The sequence below is a fragment of the Nocardia sp. NPDC006044 genome, from assembly GCF_042871115.1.
GTDB lineage: Bacteria > Actinomycetota > Actinomycetes > Mycobacteriales > Mycobacteriaceae > Nocardia.
In genome coordinates, this window is sequence record NZ_JBIAID010000002.1 from 405,920 (window position 1) to 426,132 (window position 20,213).

Consider the following 20,213-nt stretch of genomic DNA (forward strand, 5'->3'; position numbering starts at 1 on the left):
CTCACCCCTCGCGACTGCTGACGATCACGGCCGCCGGACGTAACTGCTGTCCGTTCTCGCCGTACCCGGGGCGCAGCACCTCGACCACGGTGCCCGGCGGCAGATCGGGGCGGTCGATCACGCTGACCACCTCGTGCAGTTCCGGCGAGAACGGGACTCCCACCTCCGAGTGCCTTGGGTAGCCGAGCTGTTCGAGTACCTGCACAGACTGGTCCCGGATCGCGCGCACGCCGGCGACGAGCGGGTCCGTCTCGCTGTTCGCGTGCGCCAGCGCCAACTCCAAGTTGTCCAGCATCGGCAGCCAGGCCCCGGTGACCTTCGCCCGTTCGGCCGCGCGCTCTCGATCGAGATCCCTGGCGTAGCGCTTGCGCAAGTTGTCCAGATCGGCGGCGGTGCGCCGCCAGCGGTCTTCCCACTGCGCGATCTCTGGATCGGGTTGTTCCTCCGGGGTGGGCGCGTCGGTGATCGACTGGTCTGACGAGGTTTCCATCACGAACCTCCTCAGCTCCGGTCGAACTCGGCGTCGATCACGTCGTCGTCGCCGGGCGCGCCCGCTCGTGCGCCCGCGTAGCCGGACTGTTCGTCGCCGCCACCGGATGGGGTGGGCTGCAACCCGTACACCAATTGCTGTAGCTCCGAGGTGAGCGACTGCACCCGATCGAGCGGCTCTTCTTCCTTGACGGCGCGTCTGGCGTCGGCGATCAGCATCTCGGCGCGTGCCCGCTCATGCGGCGGCGCGCTGTCGCCGAGTTCGGCCAGCCGCCGTTCCACCTGGTACGCGGCCGAATCCAACGCGTTGCGGGCATCGACGGCCTTACGCAGTTGTTCGTCTTCGCGACGGTGCTGCTCGGCCTCGGCGAGCATCCGGTCGACCTCGCTCTGGTCCAGATTGGACTGCTCGCTGATCGTGATGCTCTGCTCTTTACCGGTGTCCTTGTCGCGCGCGGTGACATTGAGGATGCCGTTGGCGTCGATATCGAAGGTGACCTCGACCTGCGCCTGGCCGCGCGGGGCGGGCCGGATGTCCTCCAGCCGGAACCGGCCGAGCACACGGTTGTCGGCGGCACGCTCGCGTTCGCCTTGGAGCACAACCACATCGACGGCGGGCTGGTTGTCCTCTGCGGTGGAGAACACCTCGCTGCGCCGGGCCGGGATGGTGGTATTGCGTTCGATGATCTTCGTCATCACCCCGCCCTGGGTCTCCACGCCCAGCGACAGCGGCGTGACATCCAGCAGCAGCACATCGGAGACCTCACCCTTGAGCACGCCCGCCTGCACCGCAGCCCCGAGCGCGACCACCTCGTCCGGGTTGACGCTCATGTTCGGGTCCTTGCCGCCGGTCAGCCTGCGCACCAGCGCCTGCACCGCCGGGATGCGGGTGGAACCACCGACCAGGATCACCTCGTCGATGTCGTTGGCGGTGACCTTGGCATCGGACATGGCCTGCTCGACCGGGCCGAGGCAGCGCTGCACCAGATCCGCCGTCAGGTCCTCGAACTTCGAGCGCATAAGCGTGGTCGTGAGATGCTTCGGTCCGTTCGCGTCGGCGGTGACGAACGGCAGATTCACCTGCGTCTGCGTCACCGAGGACAGCTCGACCTTGGCCTTCTCCGCCGCCTCGAATAGTCGTTGCAGCGCTTGCGGATCGGCCCGCAGGTCGATGTGCTCGGCGCGCTGGAATTCGTCGGCGAGATAGTCCACGATGCGCCGGTCGAAGTCGTCACCGCCCAGATGCGAGTCGCCCGCGGTGGAGCGGACCTCGACCACACCTTCACCGACGTCGAGCAGGCTGACATCGAAAGTGCCTCCACCGAGGTCGAATACGAGCACCGTCTCGTGGGTCTGCTTGTCCAAGCCGTACGCCAGCGCGGCAGCGGTCGGCTCGTTGATGATGCGCAAGACCTCGAGGCCCGCGATCCGGCCGGCGTCCTTGGTGGCATTGCGCTGCGCGTCATTGAAGTAAGCGGGCACGGTGATCACCGCCTCCTTGACCCGCTCGCCCAGGTACTTGCTCGCGTCATCGACCAGCTTGCGCAGCACCAGCGCGCTGATCTCCTCGGGCGCATACAGTTTGCCCCGCACATCGAACCGGGCAACGCCACCGTCGCCCTCGACCACATCGAAGCTCACCGCCTTGGCTTCCGCCGAGATCTCGTCGAAGTGACGCCCGATGAATCGCTTCGCCGAATAGATCGTGCCCTTCGGATTCAAAATCGCCTGCCGGCGAGCAAGCTGACCCACGAGCCGCTCACCGCTCTCGGTGAACGCGACCACCGACGGCGTAGTGCGCGCCCCCTCGGCATTCGCGATCACCACCGGCTCACCCCCCTGCCAGCTCGCGATCACCGAATTAGTAGTCCCCAGATCGATCCCTACAGCAGTCGCCATATCAATTCCTTCGGATCGGCGCGACCGTCCGGCCGCCGGATACTCGATCCCCCAATCCTTCCGATACGGCCCGAGCCACGAAACGGCCCCGCAAGGTGAAAAACCCGGCCCGATTCGACCTGTGCGGACAGGGGGTACGGACCTGCAACGCATGGTGGTCTCGATGCCCGGCACAATGCCGGCATGATCACCGATGATGCCGTTTATTTCGACGGACAGCTGCGCCCCGAGCTCCGGGCGACGAATTCGGACGGCAGCCACAAGACGCCGGGGGCATTCGCTTGGATCGGTGTGCGGAACCTCGACGACGATGATCTCGCCCGACTGCACCAGGCGGTCGGCCTGGATCCGGTCTTGCTGTCCAAGGCTCACCGAGAGCTGCAACGTCCAGGTTTGGAAGTCCAAGGCGAAACCGTCGTCATCGCCATGCCCACGGGCCATTTCGACGCCACAGGCATTTCCCTCGACGTAGGCGATGTATTACTCGCCGTAGGAAGGGATTTCGTCGTCACCATCGGCGCCGAGATCACTCTCCCTACCGCCGACACCGATCTCGCCGGCGGCCCGCTGGCCGCGTTCCGCGTCGTCCTCGACTTCATCATCGACGGCTACCTCGACCTGCTCGACCACCTCGACCGTGAGATCAAACAGGTCGAGAGCGAAGTCTTCTCCACCGACAGGGCGAACCCGGTCGAGCAGATCTACCGACTACGCCGCCTATTGATGGAATTCGAACAAACCACCGCCCCACTCGTCGACGAACCCCTGGAACGGTTGGTTCGCCGCCGCCTCCCCACCTGGATCGCCGACGACCCCTACAGCACCAACATCGGCGAACAAGCCCTACACGAAATCGATCGCCACTTCCGCCACATAGACAACCGAGTCCGCGCCCGCCGCGAACTCCTCGACGGCGTCCTCAACGCCAACCTCACCCAAGTCGGCATCCGCCAAAACGAAGACATGCGCAAAATCTCCGCCTGGGTAGCCACCGCCGCCGCCCCCACCCTCGTCGCCGGAATCTACGGCATGAATTTCGAAGGAATGCCCGAACTCTCCTGGACCTACGGCTACCCCGCCGCCCTCACCCTCATGATCACCCTCGCCACTTTGGTCCACATGCTCTTTCGGCGTAAAGGATGGCTCTGAAATCACCTGAATCAATCCCACCTCGGACATGACCTGAGGAACGGGAGACGACCCCTCGGCAGACAACCTGAGAGGTGATCCAGGGCACGGCTTTCGCAAGCTGACGAATCTGGAAGGGTCCGGGCCAAGGCCTCGGGACTGGCGAACCTGGGTGGGGGCCTGAGGGCGAAGGCTTCGGGACTGGCGCACCGAGGAGGGGGTCCGGCTGGGCGAAGGCTTCGGGACTGGCGAGCCCGGGTGGGGGTCCGGGGGCGAAGCCCGCCGGGCGGGGTGTGGGGGTTGCACCCCCACAAAACACGCGGAACGCGAAAACGGCTCATGCTCTCTATGAGCATGAGCCGCCTAGCGTGGAGCTAAGGGGAATCGAACCCCTGACCTTCTCGATGCGAACGAGACGCGCTACCAACTGCGCTATAGCCCCGTGCGGCTCCGGGGAACCGCGCTGTGCAACTGTAGCAAAGGTTGCTGCGAGACTCCGAATCGGGTGGTCTAGCTGGGGTTTTTCGGAGTCACGCTGGGTGGTTATTCGCCTGCGGCGCGGCGCATGTCGTTGCCGCCGGTGCGGTCACGCAGGGCGCGGGCGGTGGCGGGGTCGAAGGGGTCGAGGTGGTGGAACATGGGGTCTTCGTCGTCGGTCTCCAGGAGGGCGGAGCGGCGGCGTAAGGCGCGCGCGGTGTCGCGGTCCATGGCGGCGCGGGCGGCGTGCGATTGCCGGGAGCCGGGGTGTTCGCCGAGTTGTTCGGCGCGGCTGAGGCGGGCGGCTCGGCGGCGGCGGATGTCTTCTTCGATCCGGACCTGCTTGCGCAGGTAGGTGAGGTAGCCGATGAGGACGGCGACGGCGAGGCCGCAGCCCCACCAGAAGTGCGGGGAGAGGGCGACGGCGAGGCCGCCGCACAGCAGGCCGGCCAGCACGAGGCCGAGGACGGCGCGCTGGCGGAAGGTGTAGCGGGCGGCGCGGGCGATGGCGTCGGCCTCGGGGTCGTAGCCGCCGCGGCCGCGGCGGGTGGGGACGTAGTCGAGGTCGTCGGGGTCGTAGTCGTCGCGGGGGCGGCGCGCGGTGCGCTCGGCTTCTTCGTCGTCGAAGTAGTCGTCGTGCTCGACACGCGCGGGGGCGGTGGAGGGCGCGGGGGGTATCCGGGCCGCGACCGGTTCGGTGCGCTGTTCGCCCACCTCGTCATCATCGACCGTGTCGTCGTTCTGCGCAGCGAGTTCGTCGTCGGAATCGGCTTCCGCGCTTACGGTTTCGTCGTCGGACGGCTCGGCGTCCTGGTCCGCGGAGGTTGCTTCGGCGAGTTCGGTGTCGTCGAGCTCGGCGTCAGCGATGTCTGGATCGGGCTGGGATGCCGCGGATTCGGCGATCGCCGGTAGGTCACCTTCGGTGACTGGTTCGTCGGCCGGTGTTGTCATCCGGTCCTCCGCATCATCGCTGTGGGCATGCTTTCTCTGTGCGCGGCGGGGCCGCCAGTTGGGGTCGGTTTCGTGGCCCGCGGCCGGTCCACTCTTGGTGCGCCGCTTGGAATCTCCGCGGACGAGCACGCGGGTGGCGAGGGCGGCGTCGGTGGTGCGCCGGATCCTCGGGTGCCGGTCGGCGAGGATGGGGAACAGGACGAAGACCCAGAGCACGACCAGTCCGATCCACAGGATTGAATTCGGCATCTCGGTCAGCACCTCCGTCCCGGCCTGGTTTGGTCCGTTCGGCCGGCGAGCGGTGCGCAGCACGCCCCGCGTCCGCCCGGCTTCCGTCCGTCGCTGCGGCATGGACGCCGGTCGCCTCGCAGGCTCCCTGCCGAGGGTGCAGGACGCACCTCCGACGTCCGTAGGTTAATTCCGGGACGCGCCGAGATACGGCAGGCGCGCCGTGCACACCCGCCACACCTGTCACAAAGCCACCAATTCTTCCGCGCGTCGAATGCGCCGGGCGTGTCCGTATTGCACGGTTATCCGGGGAGAACGGCCCGGCCCTCCCGCACCAGCCGGTCGACGACGGTGCCCATCAGCTCCTCGACGGTGATCCCCACCAGCAGGTGATCACGCCAGGCGCCGTCCACGTCGAGGTAGCGACGCAGCAGCCCTTCCTCGCGAAAGCCGACATTGCGCAGGACCGCTTGGCTGGCCAGGTTTTCCGGCCGCACGGTCGCCTCGACCCGGTGCAGCCCGATCGGGCCGAAGCAATGATCGAGCCCGAGCGCCAGTGCGGCGGTCGCGACCCCTTGACCGCTGAGATCCTTGGCGACCCAGTAACCGATCCAGCCCGAACGCAGCGCGCCGCGCACGATATTGCCGACGGTCAGCTGCCCGCTGAACGCGCCGTCCACCTCGATCACCAGCGGAATCATCGCGCCGCGCCGGGCCTCGGCCTTCAGGCTCGACCACAGCGACGGCCAGTTGGACGCGTGGTTGCGCGCCTCCCACGCCCCGCGGCCGGTCGGCTCCCACGGCTCCAGATGCGCCCTGTCCTGCAATCGGATTCGGCTCCACGCGGCGGCGTCGCGCAGCCGCACCGGACGCAGCGTCACCTCCCCTGCGCTGACCCGGATCGGACCGAGACGCGCCGGCCAGCCGGGATGCTGGGTGACCCGGAACATGTTCATCGCCTCCACGCCTCAGCCGCGCTGTGCGAGAAAAGCGACCCGGACCTCGTCACCGGTGCGAATCTCGGTGTCGTCGGGATCTATCACGATCAGGCTGTTCGCCTCGGCCAGGGTGGCCAGCAGGTGGGACGAGGCGCCCGCACCACCGCCGAGTGGTTGCACGAGGTAGTCGCCGGTGGCCTCGTCGCGCATGAGCTGCGCGCGCAGGTAGCCCTTGCGGCCGGCCATCGAGCTGATCGGCGTGATGGTCCTGGCCATGATGATCCGGCGCATGGGATGCCTGCGCCCCAACGCGATTCGGATCAGCGGACGCACCATCACCTCGAACACGACCAGCGCGCCGACCGGGTTGGACGGCAGCAGGAAGGTGGGCACCTCGTCGCGCCCGAGCCGGCCGAAGCCCTGCACCGAGCCGGGATGCATGGCGACGCGGGTGATTTCGAGTTCGCCGAGCCCCTCGAGCGCCTCGCGCACCTGATCGGAGGCCCAACCGCCGACCGCGCCGGCGATGACGACGACCTCGGAGCGCACCAGCTGCCCCTCGACCACGTCGCGCAGCCGACCCGGGTCGGCGCTCACGATGCCGACCCGGTTGACGTCCGCGCCCGCGTCCCTGGCCGCGGCGGCGAGGGCATAGGAGTTCACGTCGTACACCTGGCCCGGGCCGGGGGTCCGATCGATATCGATGAGTTCGCCACCGACCGAGATCACCGACAGCCGCGGCCGCGGATGCACGAGCACCTTGTCCTGCCCGACCGCCGCCAGCAGTCCCACCTGGGCCGCGCCGATGATGGTGCCCGCGCGCACGGCGACATCGCCGGGCTGCACATCGTCGCCGATGCGCCGCACGTAGTCGCCGGACCGGACCGGCTCGTAGATCTTGATCTTCGCCCGGCCGCCGTCGGTGAAGTCCAAGGGCAGCACGGCATCCGCGAGCGTCGGCAGCGGCGCACCGGTGTCGACCCGGACGGTCTGGCGCGGCTGCAACCGGATCGGCTGACGGGATCCGGCGATCACCTCGCCGACCACCGGCAGCGTCAGGTCGACGAGTTCGTCGTCCTCGTTGCGGATGTCGGTGCCCGCGGCGGCCACGTCGACGCTGCGCACCGCGTAACCGTCGATCGCCGCCTGATCGAATCCGGGCAGCGGTCGTTCGGTGACGACGTCCTCGGCACACAGCAGGCCCTGGGCCTCGGAAATCGCGACCCGGACCGGCCGAGGGGCGACCGCCGCGGCGGTCACCTTGATCTGCTGATCCTCAACCGAGCGCATCCAGCCCTTCCTGATCTCTCCGCACACCTGTGATTCCACCGCGCGATTTCGCTTCGGCACAACCTTTTCGGCGCGCGTGGTGAACCATCATTCGTACCCGACGGCCCACTATCGAGGAAACCCGACGCCTCAGTCGTAGGTCGTCAGCTGCGGATCCCAATCGGGACCGAGCCGATGCTCCAACCACTCCCGGAGGGCGGGGCCGTATTCGTCGCGTTCCAAAGCGAAATCGACCGCAGCACGAAGATAGCCGCCCGGGTTGCCCAAATCGTGGCGCGACCCACGGTGCACCACGACATGAACGGGATGACCTTCGGCGATGAGCAGCGCGACGGCGTCGGTGAGTTGCAATTCGCCGCCCGCGCCGGGCTCGATTCGGCGCAGCGCGTCGAAAACCGCGCGGTCCAACAGGTATCGTCCGGCCGCCGCGAAGGTGGACGGCGCGTCGGCGAGCGCGGGCTTCTCCACCATGCCCTTGACCCGCAGCACATTCGGATTCACCGCGTCCGGCACGGTCTCGACGTCGAACACGCCGTAGGCGCTGACCTCGTCCTTGGGCACGTCGATGGCGCACAGCACGGTGCCGCCGCGCTTGCGGCGGACCCGGCACATCACGTCCAGCACGCCCGCGGGCAACACCAGGTCGTCCGGCAGCAGCACGGCGATGGCGTCCTCGTCGTCGTCGAGCACCGCCTCGGCCTGCGCGACCGCGTGGCCGAGGCCGAGCGGCTCCTCCTGCACGACCGAGGTCACGTCGAGCAGACCCGGCGCCTTGCGCACCTTCTCCAGCAGCTGGAACTTGCCGCGCTCGGCGAGGGTGCCCTCGAGCACCAGGTCCTCGACGAAGTGCGCGACGACGCCGTCCTTACCCGGCGAGGTGACGATCACCAGCCGCTGGGCGCCGGACTCGGCGGCCTCGGCGGCGACCAGTTCGATACCGGGGGTGTCGACCACCGGAAGGAGTTCCTTGGGCACCGTCTTGGTCGCGGGGAGGAATCGCGTTCCGAGCCCGGCGGCAGGCACCACGGCCGTGCGGAAGCACGACTCCAGCGGTACATCGCCGGGCTGTCCGGCCTTTGCTGTCATGCGCATACCCTATCCATCGTCGCAGCCCCTGACTCGGCGTCGAGCCGACCGGTATTCCGGTCAGCCTATGGTGATCGCCATGGAGATGCCCGGTGAGCGCGATAAACATGCATGGCGCACCGAAATTCTTGCTCGACGGGCGGCGATGACCGCCGAAGAGCAGGCGATGAACAGCCTCGCGCTGGTCGCGGCCGTCGGGCAGCTGACCGTGCCGGAGTGGGTTTGCGCGTATGTTCCCGTGCGCGGCGAACCGGGGTCGACGCAGATGCTGGATGCCCTGCGGACGGCCGGCGCGCGGGTGCTGGTTCCGGTGACCGGGCCGCCGGGCCCGCTCGACTGGGCCGAGTACACCGGCCGGGAAAGCTTGCGCCGAGCCCGTTTCGGCCTGCTCGAACCGGTCGGCGAGTCGCTGCCCAGTACCGCGATCGCCTGGGCGGAGCTGATCTTGGTGCCGGCGCTCGCGGTGGATCGGCGCGGAGTGCGGCTCGGGCGCGGGGCGGGATACTACGACCGGACCCTGTCCGCGGCCCGCCCGGACGCGCGGCTGGTCGCGGTGGTCGGCGACGCGGAACTCGTGGACCGGCTGCCCGAGGAACCGCACGACTCGCGCATGGGCTGGGCACTCACCCCGGGCGGCGGCCTGCAACGACTTGGCGAAGATCACGCCCCGGAATGAAAGGTAGATTGGCAACGTTGGCACTGTCGGCTGTAGAGTGCCAGAGGACTAACTCGCGGAGGATGCTGTGCCAACTTACTCGTATGCGTGCACCCAGTGTGACAACCGCTTCGACATCGTTCAGTCCTTTTCCGACGATGCGCTGACGGTGTGCCCGGAGTGCTCCGGAAAGCTGCGCAAGCTGTTCAATTCGGTCGGCATCGTGTTCAAGGGCAGCGGTTTCTACCGCACCGACAGCCGCGGCGGCGCGTCCACCGCGAGCGAGCCGGCGAAGTCCGAGAACGGCTCGAAGGAGTCGAGCTCGTCGACCTCGTCGACGTCGTCCAGCTCCGATTCCGGCTCGTCCAACGGCAGCAGCACCTCGGCCAGCACGGCCGTGGCCAGCTGATTCGCCGAATTATCCACAGCCCCTCAGTTATTCACAACTAGCCCGTTTCCCGGGCTGCCGGGTGTGGCCGCGGTCATAGGATCCGGCCATGACCCGATCCTTCGCCGATCTCGGTACCCGCTTTCCGCTGTGGCATCGGCCACACTGGGCGGACAGTCTGCTGCTGCGACGACTCCTCGCCGGCGGCCTGGCATGCCTGGCGGCGGCGTTGTTCCTACGCGGCGACCCCGGCGCCGCACGGACGCCGGTCGTCGTCGCCGGCCACGATCTCGAGCCGGGCCACGTACTCGCGGCGAACGATCTTCGATCGGCTCCCCGTGAATCCACCGCACTGCCCGACGGTGCCGTGCGAGATCCGGCCGAAGTAGTAGGCGCCACGCTGACCGGGGCTATGCGCACCGGCGAAGTGTTCACCGATATCCGGGTCGTCGGACCGCGCTTGGCCGCCGTCGCGACCGGCGCGCGCGACGCGCGGATCGTGCCCATCCGCCCGGCCGACACCGCCGTCGCCGAAATCCTGCGCGCCGGTGACCGAGTCGATGTGGTCGGCGGCGAGGAGCAGGGGTCGCGACCCGCCCGCACGCTCGCCACCGATGCCGCGGTGGTCCTGGTGTCCGGACCGGGCGACGGGCGCGCCACGAAAGAGCGTGTGGTCTTGGTCGCGATGGACGCCGAACACGCCACGGTCGTCGCGGCGGCATCGCTGCATACCGCGCTCACCGTCGTCTTCCATTGAGTTGTCCACACATTTGCCATCAAGGTCAACTAGCATCGGCGATACCGAAGGCGTCAACTGAAGAGCACCACTTTGTCAGCTCCACACGTAGAGGAGATTTCGGCAATGCTCAAGGGTTTCAAGGATTTTCTATTCCGCGGAAACGTTGTCGACCTGGCGGTGGCGGTGGTCATCGGCACCGCGTTCGTCGCGATCGTCACCGCGTTCACCAATGGCATCGTCAACCCGATACTGGCCGTATTCGGCGGCAGCAATGAACTCGGTCTCGGTTTCCAGCTCGTTGCCGACAAACCGGCGACCTTCGTTCAGGTCGGTCCGATCATCACCGCCGCGATCAATTTCGTGATCATCGCCGCCGTGCTGTACCTGGTGCTCGTGCTGCCCGCTGTGCACGTGAAGAAACGGTTCAGCAAGGACGCGGTGGAGCTGAGCGACACCGAACTGCTCATTCAGATCCGCGACCTGCTCGCCGAGGGCCAACGCAGCGCGGGCGGTAAACACGAATCCTGAAAATACTTGCGCGGGAACGGAAAACGGGCCCGCCGCAGTCGCGAGGGGCCCGTTCGCCTTGGGCTGGTTGATATTCGAGATCAGCCGAGGCTGAAAGGCTGCCCCCACAGGACAACCCAGGTGATGACGTTGTCGGTCTCCACCTCGACCTTGACGAACGAACGAGCCTGCGCGTAACCGCCGCAACCGGACAGACCGATGGTCTCGTCGGCCCAGGTGGTCGAAGCGCTCTCGCCCTTGAAGGCCCAGCTCTTCTTGTGCACCTCGTTACCGAAGTCGTCGGCCTTTTCCCGGTCGATGACGTAGAACGAGGTCGCCTGGCCGGGGCCGAGCGACAGGTTGGCGCCGGTGGTGGCGCCGATCTTCGGGCTCTTGCCTTCCCAGTCGGTGCCCGCGGTCATGCCGCCTTCCGCCCCACCGCCGGCGATGTTGACCTGGCAGCCGACGACGTAGCCCGGGATGATCGCGCCACCCTTCGCACCCTGGATGTCGACCGACGCGGAGCCGGAGACCCACGCGTTGCGGTGCACCGGGGTCGAGCCCATGGACGGGCTGATGTTGGCCGATTCGTTGGTCAGCCGGACCGTCACCACGGTGCCGTCGGACAGCGTCTTGACGAGTTCACCGCCCGGCAGCGGAATGAAGGTATCGGCGCTGGCGGCGCCGGTGGAGAACAGCCCGACCGCCATCGTGGCGGCGGCGCAGAGCCCTGCCGCCCGCGCGAGTTTCTTTCGGTTGATCATTTTATGTGTGTCCTAAGGGATCGAATTCGCTTCAGCGAGAACAGAGATGGCAGATCCGGCGCGCTCAGCCGATGCTGAACGGCGCACCGTAGAGGGTGGTCTTGGAGTAGTTGTCGCCGATGATCTCGACGACGGTGTAAGACCTGGCCTGGGCGTACCCGGCACAGCCCTGGATCTCGATCTCGGCGTCTTGGTACTCGACCGAGTAGACGCCCGGCTTGGTGATGTCCTTGCTGTCGATACCGACGAACTTGACCTGTCCCGGGCCCAGTTTCAGCCCGATCGAGCCGCCCGCGGTGGCGCCGCTGAGATTGATGCCACCGGAGATGCCCGCGGAAATCGCGTTGTCGGCGATGCTGACCTGGCAACCGACGATGTAGCCGGTGTTCAGCTGCGACGTTCCGTGCGTCGACGAATTGTTGGTGCCCGGGGCGCCGGTGGCGCCGTTGTTGGGTCCGGCCTTGCCTTCGGGCGTCACGCTGATATCGGCGACGGCGTTACCCGACACCCACACCACGCGACCCGCGCCGTTCGCCGCCAGCGACGGCGAGATCAACGCGTGCTCACTGTTGCGCGAGATGGTGACGCCGGGTCCGATCTTCTGGCCGTCCGGCAACGGCACAAAGGTATCGGCGTTCGCGGCGCCGGTCGACAGCAGGCCCATGGCCACGGCAGCCGCAGCGCCGGCGCCCGCGATGCGGACCCCTCGATGCAGACCCCTGGTGCGGATCTTGCTCATACTTCCCCTCATCAGGTTCTAGCGGTCGACCCCGGGTTGTCGAGGCCGAGTTAACCCCTTTCAGGCCGGCCGCACCTGGTGGAATGTTCTGTCCATCAAGTGATTAGCCGTCCATCCCGTCATAGGACGATCTCGGGTGGGGCTTATGTTATTGGTTTCCGCCGGAGTTCTCAGAGATTTCGAGTATGTTACTGCGAATATGTTCGCCAAAAGTGTTGGGGGACAAACCGTTTGCACACGAAACTAGCCCGTCGCATAGGGCGCGACGGGCTGGTTTCGTGAACGTGCGAAGTGCGTTACTCCACTGGATCAGCCGAGGCTGAACGGAGCTCCCCACAGGGTCACCCAGGTGACCACGCTATCGGTTTCGACCTCGACATTGATGAAGGCACGCGCCTGCGCGTAACCGGCGCAACCGGTCAGGCCGATGGTCTCGTCGGCCCAAGTCACCGAGCCGCTGGTGCCCTTGAACTTGTTGCGCTTCTTGTGCGCCTCGTTGCCGAAGTCGTCGGCCTGCTCGAGATCGAGCACGTAGAACGACTTGGACTGGCCGGGGCCGAGCGACAGGTTGCCGCCGCTGTTGGCGCCGACACCGCCGGTGACGTTCTGGCCGTCACTCCAGTCGACATTGCCCTCGACGCCGCCGGTGGCGCCGCCGCCCGCGATGTTGACCTGGCAGCCCACGGTGTAGCCCGGGAAGATCGCGCCGCCGGCCGCACCGGACAGTTCGACCTGCGCGCTGCCGGAGACCCACGCGTTGCGGTGCACCGGAGTGGAACCCATGGACGGGTTGATGTTGGCGGATTCGCCGACCAGCTTGATCGTCACCACGGTGCCGTCGGACAGCGTCTTGGTGATTTCACCACCCGGCAGCGGGACGAAGGTATCGGCGTTCGCGGCGCCGGTGGAGAACAGGCCCAAGGCCATGGTGGCAGCGGCGCCGACACCGGCCATCCGTGCCAAGTTCTTACGGTTGATCATTTGTACTGCCCCTCGAGGGATTGAGTTCGCTTCAGCGAGAAGAAATTTCGTGGATTCGACGGACGTCAGCCAATGCTGAACGGCATCCCGTACAGGGTGGTCTTCGAGTAGTGGTCGCCGATGATCTCGACGACGGTGTAGGACCGCGCCTGGGCGTAGCCCGCGCAACCCTGGATCTCGATTTCCGCGTCCTGGTACTCGACCGAGTACGTGCCGGGCTTGGTGATGTCCTTGTAGTCGATCTGCACGAACTTGACCTGGCCGGGGCCGAGGTTGAGGCCGATCGATCCACCCACGGTCGCGCCGCTGAGGTTGATGCCGCCGGAGACGCCCGCCGAGATCGCGTCATCGGCGATGCTGACCTGGCAACCGACGATGTAGCCGGTGTTCAGCTGCGACGTTCCGTGCGTCGAGGAGTTGTTGGTGCCCGGACCACCGGCGGGGCCGTTGGTCGGGCCGGCCTTACCTTCCGGGGTGACGGAGACATCGGCGATCGCGTTGCCCGAAACCCAGACAACCCGGCCTGCGCCGTTCGCGGACAGGGACGGCGAAATCAGCGCGCGCTCTCCGGTCCGACTGACGGTCACGCCCGGGCCGACCTTCTGGCCGTCCGGCAACGGCACGAAGGTGTCCGCGTTGGCGGCACCGGTCGAAAGCAGTCCCATGGCCACGGCAGCGGCAGCGCCGACGCCCGCGACGCGGACACCGCGGCGCAGACCGTTGGTGCGGTTCTCGCTCATACTTCCCCTCATCAGGTTCAAACAGTCAACCTCGACCTTCGAGGTGGACAATGGTCCTCTCAGGCCCAGCTCAGTGTGTCGTTACTTTGTTGCCGATGTGTAACCGGCTGTAAGTTCGGCGCAACGGGTAGCTGGCAACGGAACCGAGCCAGGTTCCGCCGGGTGACCACGTACGTGCCGACCCGGGCCTGCGGGGTCCAGTTGTGGGTTGGCTCGTGGCGAACATTAAACGCTAGGTAACGGCGCTGCAACGTAAGCTTTCGTAAAGATCAATGTGATGTAGATCACAATCGTTAACGCGCGCATCACCCTTGACGTGCGGAAATAGGTGACGGAGACAGTCGGACCGACCGGCCGGTGCCGACGAAGGCGCTAAAGCGTCAACCGCCGAATACGGGCCATGGCAGTACTTATCTCAACGACATAAACAAGGATCTGAAATAATCACGAGTAAATTACGGTTAGCCAAACTTATCGATACGTAGCTACTACGTAGATTCGGGCATTCAACCGTGATGCGGCGGCTTCTGCGCGCGCAGCCATTCATCGGCGGAGGACTCGTTTCCGGAGTCATATCCGCGTTCGTCGCTCGTGGTGTCTGGGAGGGCGTCGCCGAAAATCTCGGCGAGACGTGCCGCATCCCTCGCCCGGCGAGCGGCCGGACGAGGGATGTCGTCGGAAGAATCGGAGACCGTGATCAGTCGACCAATCCGGAAAGCTCGCCGATGACCTTGCTGGCGAGCGGGCCGAGGGTGGCCATGCCGTCCCGCACCGCGGCGCGAGTGCCCGGCAGGTTGACCACCAGCGTGCTGCCGGAGATACCGGCCACGCCTCGGGACAGGCCGGCGTCCAGCGAGCCGGCCACCCGGCCGGAGGAACGCAGCGCCTCGCTGATGCCGGTCAGCTCGCGATCGAGCACCTGGGAGGTGGCCTCGGGGGTCACGTCGCGCGGCGACATGCCGGTGCCGCCGACCGAGATGACCAGGTCGACTCCGCCGATCACCGCGGTGTTCAGCGCGTTGCGGATCTCGACCTCGTCGGCCTGCACCGACACCGACGCGTCGACCAGAAAGCCTGCCTCGGTGAGCAGCTCGGTGACCAGCGGGCCGAGCGAGTCAACACCTCCATGCGCCGTTCGATCATCGACGACCACCACCAGAGCACGCCCCGCCACCGGAGCATCGATTTCCATGGTGCTAACCGTAGCGTCTATGCCGAGCACCTCTGCGGCGGTGTCGAGCAGCGGCGTGCGGCCGCCTTGCAGCACGCGCATCATCTGCCACCGTCCGCGGGCGCACCGGTGAGGGTCACCTCGACGGTCTTGGGATTGGCGCCTTGCTCATTGGTATAGGTGACTTTCACCTTGTCTCCTGGTTGGTGCGAGCGGACCGCGGCGACGAGCGCGTTCCCCGAATCGATCGGGCGGTCGTCGACCTTGGTCACGATCACACCGCCCGGAATGCCTGCCTTCGCCGCCGGACCGTCCGGCACCGCGTCGCGCACCTTCGCGCCGAGGATCGCCTGCTGAGGGTCCTGCTGACGGAATACGCTGATCCCGATCTGCGCGTAGGTTGCGTGCCCGGTCTTGATCAGTTCGTCGGCGACCCGGCGGGCCTGGTCGACCGGGATGGCGAAGCCGAGGCCGATCGAGCCGCTCTGGCCGCCCGCCTGCTCGGCCGCGCCGAGCGTGGCGATGGCGGTATTGATGCCGATCAGCTTGCCGGTGGCGTCCACCAGGGCGCCGCCGGAGTTACCCGGGTTGATCGCGGCGTCGGTCTGCACCGCGTCGATCACCGGGCTCACCGCGGCCGGATTCTGCTGATCGCTCTCACCGCTGGTCGACACCGGGCGGTTGAGCGCGGACACGATGCCGGTGGTGACCGTGCCGGCCAGGCCGAGCGGCGAGCCGATCGCGATGACCGGCTGGCCGACCTGAAGGTTCGCCGAGGAGCCGAGCTCGATCGGGGTCAGCCCGGTCTTGCCGGTCACCTTGATCACCGCGAGATCGGAGACCGGATCGGCGCCGACCAGCGTCGCGGGTGCGGTGCTGCCATCCGAGAACATGACGTCCATCTTGACGTTCGGGCCGCCGCCGGACGCGACGTGATTGTTGGTCAGGATCAGGCCGTCGGAGGACAGGATCACACCGGAGCCCTCGCCCTCGGCGCGGCTGCTCGCCACCTTGATCATCACCACGCTCGGCAGCACCTTCTGCGCGACCGCCTGGGTCGAGCCCGCCGGTGCGTTGGACACGTTGTTGACGTTGGGCTTGGGCTGGTCCAGCGCGTTGGTGATCGCTGGACGGTTGTTGTCCGAGTGCGTGGCCAGCGCGCCGACCGCGCCGCCGACGCCGCCGCTGACCAAGGCCAGCGCGACCGCGCCCGCGACCAGGGCGGTACGGACCGGGCGCTTGGCGGGCTGCGGTTGCACGCCGAGCGGGGCGCCTTGCGGCTGCTGGTCGAAGGGCGGCTGCGCGGGCCCGAACGGCGACGCGCCGTACTCCGGACCGGGGAACGGCTGGGTGTGCTGATGCGGCGGCGGATACTGCCCCATCGGCGGCTGCGCCGCGTACGGCTGATTCGGCGACTCGTACGGTCCGTAACCGGACTCCTGCGGTGCGTAACCCGCTCTATACGGCGCGCCGGCGGCCCCCGTCGGTGCGGCCGGGATCTGATCGGTCGGGTTGGGCTGATCCGGTGCGGCGTTCGCCGTCTCCGGCTCGTCCCGCCGGTCCTTCGAATCCTCGGTCATGGACTCCTCGTTTCTCCTCAGCGTCTGCCGCTAAGCTTGACGACGACGACTGAGAGCGGACTGAGACCGTGCTATCAATTGCCCGAGACCTATCACCGAACAGCTCGCGGTCTCGCCGCGGCCGCACGAACCCCGGCCACGCACCTTCCAGGCAACAGGTTACGCATCCGGGCTGCCGCGCGCCTGCCATCCTGGCGTAGCGGCCTGCGACCCACTCCGAGCGAACAGCTTCCGGCTAGCAACTCGAATCGACTCGTCGATTCGTCGGATTGCCGTCCTGCCGCAAACTAATGGCATAGATCTGCGCTGCCATTCATCTGACTGCACGTACGGAAATCCATTGCCGCCGCGAGCCGCCCTTTAAGCTCGAGGCAGCTCACTTCAATCGAGCCGAAACAAACTCCAGGAGGGGATTTCGTTATGTTGATCAAACTCGCAGCGGCAGCCTTGATTATCTCCGGACTCTCGGCCGGTGCTGCGCATGCGCAGTCGCTCACGCCGAATGCCACAGAAATCGGATCGGTAACCAACCTGGCCTGGCCGCCGCCGACCCCGTACTTGACCAAGGAATTCTGCGAAGCGGAGAATCCGTGGACCGCATACTGCGTACAGGGTGAGCACGGGTACTGGTACCCCACGTACGACGTGTAGCACCGGGCCCGCACGGCGACGACCCATAAGGGCATCTACAGGCAGATCTAGCCGCCGATCCGACACCTTTCGCGCCGCCCCCGGGCAGTCGCCGAGGGCCGATTCGGCGTCATGGAGGGGAATCATGAAAGTCCACAGTTACCGGATTCAGCAGGCCATCGCACCGATTGCGCTTGCCTTGCCCTGACCGGATCCATCGGCGCGGGAATCGCGTCGGCTCAGGTCGAGGTCGGCATCATCTGCGACGTCTACAGTTCGACGGTCGACAATGCGGGAACCATTCAGGGGCCCGGCTACGGCGATACCTATGCAGAAGCCGAGCAGGCGGCCATCAATTGGGCAGCCGAAAAGGCAACACACATATTGCCCGGTGGGCAAGTACGGAACTGCCGACCGCTCTGATCCGCAGGACTATTCCTGCACAAATTTGGCACTACCGATTTCCGGCGGAAAGCACAGCACACTCATCGACGCTGCGCTATCCGCTGACCGATCCGACGCCACGGGTGCGGCCGGCTAACCGGCCGCACCCGCAGGCTGCCGAACGCCTCAGCCCTCCACAGGTCGCCCGGCCTCGCCCGGCAGGACGATCCGGATTCGCGCCCCGCCCCGTCCGGACGCCTCGATGGTGATCGTGCCGCCATGCTTCGTCACGACCTGCTTGACGATCGCCAAGCCGAGCCCCGAACCGGGCATCGACCGCGATGCGGTGGTCCGATAGAACCGCTCGAACACCAGCTCCCGCTCACCCGGCGGGATACCCGGCCCGGCGTCGTCGACGGTCAGCTCGAGCAGACCCCGCCCGGTCTCGCGCATCTCGACATAGACCTGGGCGCCGGCCGGGCTCCACTTCGCGGCGTTGTCGAGCACATTGAGGATCGCCCGCTCCAAGCCGGCCTCGTGCCCGTAGACGAACCACGGGCGGATCGCCGAAACGAACTCCACCGATCCGCGCCGCCGCCGGGCCCGCTCCAGCGCGCGCTCGGCCACCTCGCCGAGATCGACTCGCTCATAAACGGTTTCGGGCGCGTCCTCGCGAGCCAGGTCGACCAGATCGCCGACCAGGTTGGACAGCTCCTCGATCTGCGCCATCACATCCGAACGCAGCTCCGCCATGTCCTCGTCCGGAATGCGCGGCGCGCCCGGCCTGCTCGACGCCATCAGCAATTCGGTGTTGGTCCGCAACGACGTGAGCGGCGTCCGCAATTCGTGCCCGGCGTCGGCGACCAATCTGCGTTGCCGGTCCCGGGATTCGGCCAGCGCGCGCAGCATCGTGTTGAAACTCTCGGTGAGCCTGGCCAATTCGTCGTCGCCGGTCACCGGGATCGGCGTCAGGTCGTCGGTGCGCGCGATCCGCTCGGTGGCCGCGGTCAACCGGCCGATCGGCCGCAAACCGGTGCGCCCCACCGCGGTACCCGCCGCGGCGGCCAGCACCACGCCGCAACCGCCGACCACGAACAACAGCCAGGCCAGGCGATCCAGCACGTTCCGGGTCGGCTCCAGCCGCTGCGAGATCACCAACGTCGCACCCTGATTCGTGCGCAACGCGAGCACGCGCTGATTGGCGACCGTGCGCAACGACGAATTCAGCTCGCCGTGGAAGACCGCCATCTCCTGACTGCCGACCGGCGGCTCGGTCGCCTGCGGCGGCGAGTACGGGCCGATGTCCGGAAAGATCAGCGCGATGCCGGTATCCGGATAGAACGCGGTGGCCAGCACCAGGTTCTGCAGATTGAATCCGTACGGATTACTGGCGATCACCGCGCTGGCCCGGCTGCGCAGTTCGGTATCGACATTCGCGTACAACGCCCGCGCGACCAGCGCGTAGGCCGCGATCGAGGTCACCGCGACGGCGATCGCCACCACGGACGCGGCGAGCAGCGTCACCCGCCAGCGCAACGACACCGAACGGGTGAGTGGGATCGGGGGCCGCATCTCGGCCGGGTCGGGCGGCCGCTGCGGCGGACGTTGCCCGAGCCCGGCGACCACGGGCCGCTTGGGAACTGTGCGTGCCATGGCCTTCCCCTACGGGGGCGTCTCCCTCAGCACGTAACCGACGCCGCGAACGGTGTGGATGAGCCGGGATTCGCCCTCGGCCTCGGTTTTGCGGCGCAAATAGCCGATGTACACCTCGAGCGCGTTGCCGGAGGTCGGGAAGTCGTATCCCCAGACCTCTTCCAGGATGCGGCTGCGGGTGAGCACCCGGCGCGGATTCGCCATCAGCATTTCCAGCAGCGAGAACTCGGTGCGGGTGAGACTGATCCCGCGTTCACCCCGAGAAACCTCGCGGGTCACCGGATCCAGCGACAAATCGGCGAACGTCATTGCCTCGGAAACCTCGCCGGCATCGGCGGTTGTGCGTCGCAGTAGCGCACGCAAACGCGCGAGCAATTCTTCCAACGCGAACGGTTTCGGCAAATAGTCGTCGGCACCCGCATCGAGTCCGGCAACCCGCTCGGACACCGAATCCCGCGCCGTCAAAACCAAAATCGGAAGATCGTCACCGGTGCTGCGCAGGCGCCGGCAGACCTCGAGACCGTCCATCCGCGGCATCATCACGTCGAGCACCAACGCGTCCGGTCGCTGACTCGTCGCCTTGTCGAGCGCGTCGACCCCGTCCACCGCGAGGTCGACGGAGTACCCGTTGAAGGTCAGTGACCGGCGCAGAGACTCGCGGACGGCGCGATCGTCGTCGACTACCAGAATGCGCATGCGACCAGTTTGACCGTATCGACTGAGAGGTAACTGAGAGGGGACGCTCGACACGCCGCGTCCGCGTCCGCCCGGCCGCCGGAGGCCAGCACCCGATCAG

Annotated in this window: 21 protein-coding genes and 1 tRNA gene; 7 read left to right on the forward strand and 15 right to left on the reverse strand. The window is 67.0% G+C overall.

Features of this window, described 5'->3' with window-relative positions; genetic code table 11:
- Position 1: 1 nt before the first annotated feature.
- Both ACFYO1_RS19550 and dnaK read right to left on the reverse strand, forming a co-directional pair.
- Positions 2 to 490 (reverse strand): nucleotide exchange factor GrpE, encoded by a 489-nt coding sequence (locus ACFYO1_RS19550; protein ID WP_387232673.1) that lies wholly within the window; start codon positions 488 to 490, stop codon positions 2 to 4.
- A gap of 11 nt (positions 491 to 501) precedes the next feature.
- Positions 502 to 2,388, reverse strand: coding sequence for a molecular chaperone DnaK (gene dnaK / locus ACFYO1_RS19555; protein WP_387232675.1), 1,887 nt, complete (start codon positions 2,386 to 2,388; stop codon positions 502 to 504).
- A gap of 183 nt (positions 2,389 to 2,571) precedes the next feature.
- Between dnaK and ACFYO1_RS19560 the strand changes: the two genes are divergently transcribed.
- Positions 2,572 to 3,537: a magnesium and cobalt transport protein CorA gene (locus tag ACFYO1_RS19560; RefSeq protein ID WP_387232678.1), complete on the forward strand. Its 966-nt coding sequence runs from the start codon at positions 2,572 to 2,574 to the stop codon at positions 3,535 to 3,537.
- Positions 3,538 to 3,885: 348 nt separating this feature from the next.
- Here ACFYO1_RS19560 and ACFYO1_RS19565 read toward each other — a convergent pair.
- From ACFYO1_RS19565 to ACFYO1_RS19585, 5 genes are all read right to left on the reverse strand, one after another.
- A tRNA-Ala gene (locus tag ACFYO1_RS19565) sits at positions 3,886 to 3,958 on the reverse strand.
- Between the two features lie 101 nt (positions 3,959 to 4,059).
- On the reverse strand, positions 4,060 to 5,193 hold the full coding sequence (glpR, locus tag ACFYO1_RS19570) for a gephyrin-like molybdotransferase receptor GlpR (RefSeq protein WP_387232681.1): 1,134 nt from the start codon (positions 5,191 to 5,193) through the stop codon (positions 4,060 to 4,062).
- 281 nt (positions 5,194 to 5,474) lie between these two features.
- Positions 5,475 to 6,128 carry a GNAT family N-acetyltransferase gene (locus ACFYO1_RS19575; RefSeq protein ID WP_387232684.1) on the reverse strand — a complete coding sequence of 218 codons (654 nt, stop codon included), beginning with the start codon at positions 6,126 to 6,128 and terminating at the stop codon, positions 5,475 to 5,477.
- 12 nt (positions 6,129 to 6,140) lie between these two features.
- Complete coding sequence (gene glp / locus ACFYO1_RS19580; protein ID WP_387232687.1) at positions 6,141 to 7,400, reverse strand: gephyrin-like molybdotransferase Glp; 1,260 nt, start codon at positions 7,398 to 7,400, stop codon at positions 6,141 to 6,143.
- A 129-nt stretch (positions 7,401 to 7,529) separates the two neighbouring features.
- Positions 7,530 to 8,486, reverse strand: a complete 957-nt coding sequence (locus ACFYO1_RS19585) for a UTP--glucose-1-phosphate uridylyltransferase (RefSeq protein ID WP_387232689.1) — start codon at positions 8,484 to 8,486, stop codon at positions 7,530 to 7,532.
- 79 nt (positions 8,487 to 8,565) lie between these two features.
- Between ACFYO1_RS19585 and ACFYO1_RS19590 the strand changes: the two genes are divergently transcribed.
- The 4 genes from ACFYO1_RS19590 to mscL all read left to right on the forward strand — a co-directional run bounded on the left by ACFYO1_RS19590 (position 8,566) and on the right by mscL (position 10,796).
- On the forward strand, positions 8,566 to 9,162 hold the full coding sequence (locus tag ACFYO1_RS19590; RefSeq protein WP_387232692.1) for a 5-formyltetrahydrofolate cyclo-ligase: 597 nt from the start codon (positions 8,566 to 8,568) through the stop codon (positions 9,160 to 9,162).
- A gap of 67 nt (positions 9,163 to 9,229) precedes the next feature.
- Complete coding sequence (locus tag ACFYO1_RS19595; RefSeq protein WP_387232695.1) at positions 9,230 to 9,550, forward strand: FmdB family zinc ribbon protein; 321 nt, start codon at positions 9,230 to 9,232, stop codon at positions 9,548 to 9,550.
- Positions 9,551 to 9,638: 88 nt separating this feature from the next.
- Positions 9,639 to 10,286 carry an SAF domain-containing protein gene (locus tag ACFYO1_RS19600; protein ID WP_387232698.1) on the forward strand — a complete coding sequence of 216 codons (648 nt, stop codon included), beginning with the start codon at positions 9,639 to 9,641 and terminating at the stop codon, positions 10,284 to 10,286.
- 105 nt (positions 10,287 to 10,391) lie between these two features.
- Positions 10,392 to 10,796 (forward strand): large conductance mechanosensitive channel protein MscL, encoded by a 405-nt coding sequence (gene mscL / locus ACFYO1_RS19605; protein WP_387232701.1) that lies wholly within the window; start codon positions 10,392 to 10,394, stop codon positions 10,794 to 10,796.
- 80 nt (positions 10,797 to 10,876) lie between these two features.
- On the opposite strand, the gene ACFYO1_RS19610 is transcribed toward mscL, so the two are convergent.
- From ACFYO1_RS19610 to ACFYO1_RS19635, 6 genes are all read right to left on the reverse strand, one after another.
- On the reverse strand, positions 10,877 to 11,539 hold the full coding sequence (locus tag ACFYO1_RS19610; protein WP_387232703.1) for an MspA family porin: 663 nt from the start codon (positions 11,537 to 11,539) through the stop codon (positions 10,877 to 10,879).
- A gap of 64 nt (positions 11,540 to 11,603) precedes the next feature.
- Complete coding sequence (locus ACFYO1_RS19615; protein ID WP_387232706.1) at positions 11,604 to 12,278, reverse strand: MspA family porin; 675 nt, start codon at positions 12,276 to 12,278, stop codon at positions 11,604 to 11,606.
- A gap of 309 nt (positions 12,279 to 12,587) precedes the next feature.
- Positions 12,588 to 13,259, reverse strand: coding sequence for an MspA family porin (locus tag ACFYO1_RS19620; protein WP_150402042.1), 672 nt, complete (start codon positions 13,257 to 13,259; stop codon positions 12,588 to 12,590).
- Between the two features lie 65 nt (positions 13,260 to 13,324).
- A complete protein-coding gene (locus ACFYO1_RS19625; RefSeq protein WP_387232709.1) occupies positions 13,325 to 13,999 on the reverse strand; it encodes an MspA family porin in 675 nt (224 codons plus the stop codon).
- A gap of 697 nt (positions 14,000 to 14,696) precedes the next feature.
- Positions 14,697 to 15,191 (reverse strand): molybdenum cofactor biosynthesis protein B, encoded by a 495-nt coding sequence (locus tag ACFYO1_RS19630; protein ID WP_223885114.1) that lies wholly within the window; start codon positions 15,189 to 15,191, stop codon positions 14,697 to 14,699.
- A gap of 80 nt (positions 15,192 to 15,271) precedes the next feature.
- Positions 15,272 to 16,750 (reverse strand): trypsin-like peptidase domain-containing protein, encoded by a 1,479-nt coding sequence (locus ACFYO1_RS19635; RefSeq protein ID WP_387232712.1) that lies wholly within the window; start codon positions 16,748 to 16,750, stop codon positions 15,272 to 15,274.
- Positions 16,751 to 17,170: 420 nt separating this feature from the next.
- Here ACFYO1_RS19635 and ACFYO1_RS19640 point away from each other — a divergent pair, with 420 nt between their 5' ends.
- Positions 17,171 to 17,401, forward strand: a complete 231-nt coding sequence (locus ACFYO1_RS19640; RefSeq protein WP_387232715.1) for a hypothetical protein — start codon at positions 17,171 to 17,173, stop codon at positions 17,399 to 17,401.
- A gap of 111 nt (positions 17,402 to 17,512) precedes the next feature.
- Complete coding sequence (locus ACFYO1_RS19645) at positions 17,513 to 17,803, forward strand: hypothetical protein (RefSeq protein ID WP_387232718.1); 291 nt, start codon at positions 17,513 to 17,515, stop codon at positions 17,801 to 17,803.
- Positions 17,804 to 17,950: 147 nt separating this feature from the next.
- Here ACFYO1_RS19645 and ACFYO1_RS19650 read toward each other — a convergent pair whose 3' ends face one another.
- Together ACFYO1_RS19650 and ACFYO1_RS19655 are read right to left on the reverse strand one after the other, a co-directional pair.
- The gene (locus ACFYO1_RS19650; RefSeq protein WP_387232721.1) at positions 17,951 to 19,417 is read right to left on the reverse strand and encodes an ATP-binding protein; all 1,467 of its coding nucleotides are present in this window, start codon (positions 19,415 to 19,417) and stop codon (positions 17,951 to 17,953) included.
- A gap of 9 nt (positions 19,418 to 19,426) precedes the next feature.
- Positions 19,427 to 20,113 carry a response regulator transcription factor gene (locus ACFYO1_RS19655; RefSeq protein ID WP_387232724.1) on the reverse strand — a complete coding sequence of 229 codons (687 nt, stop codon included), beginning with the start codon at positions 20,111 to 20,113 and terminating at the stop codon, positions 19,427 to 19,429.
- Positions 20,114 to 20,213 lie beyond the last annotated feature (100 nt).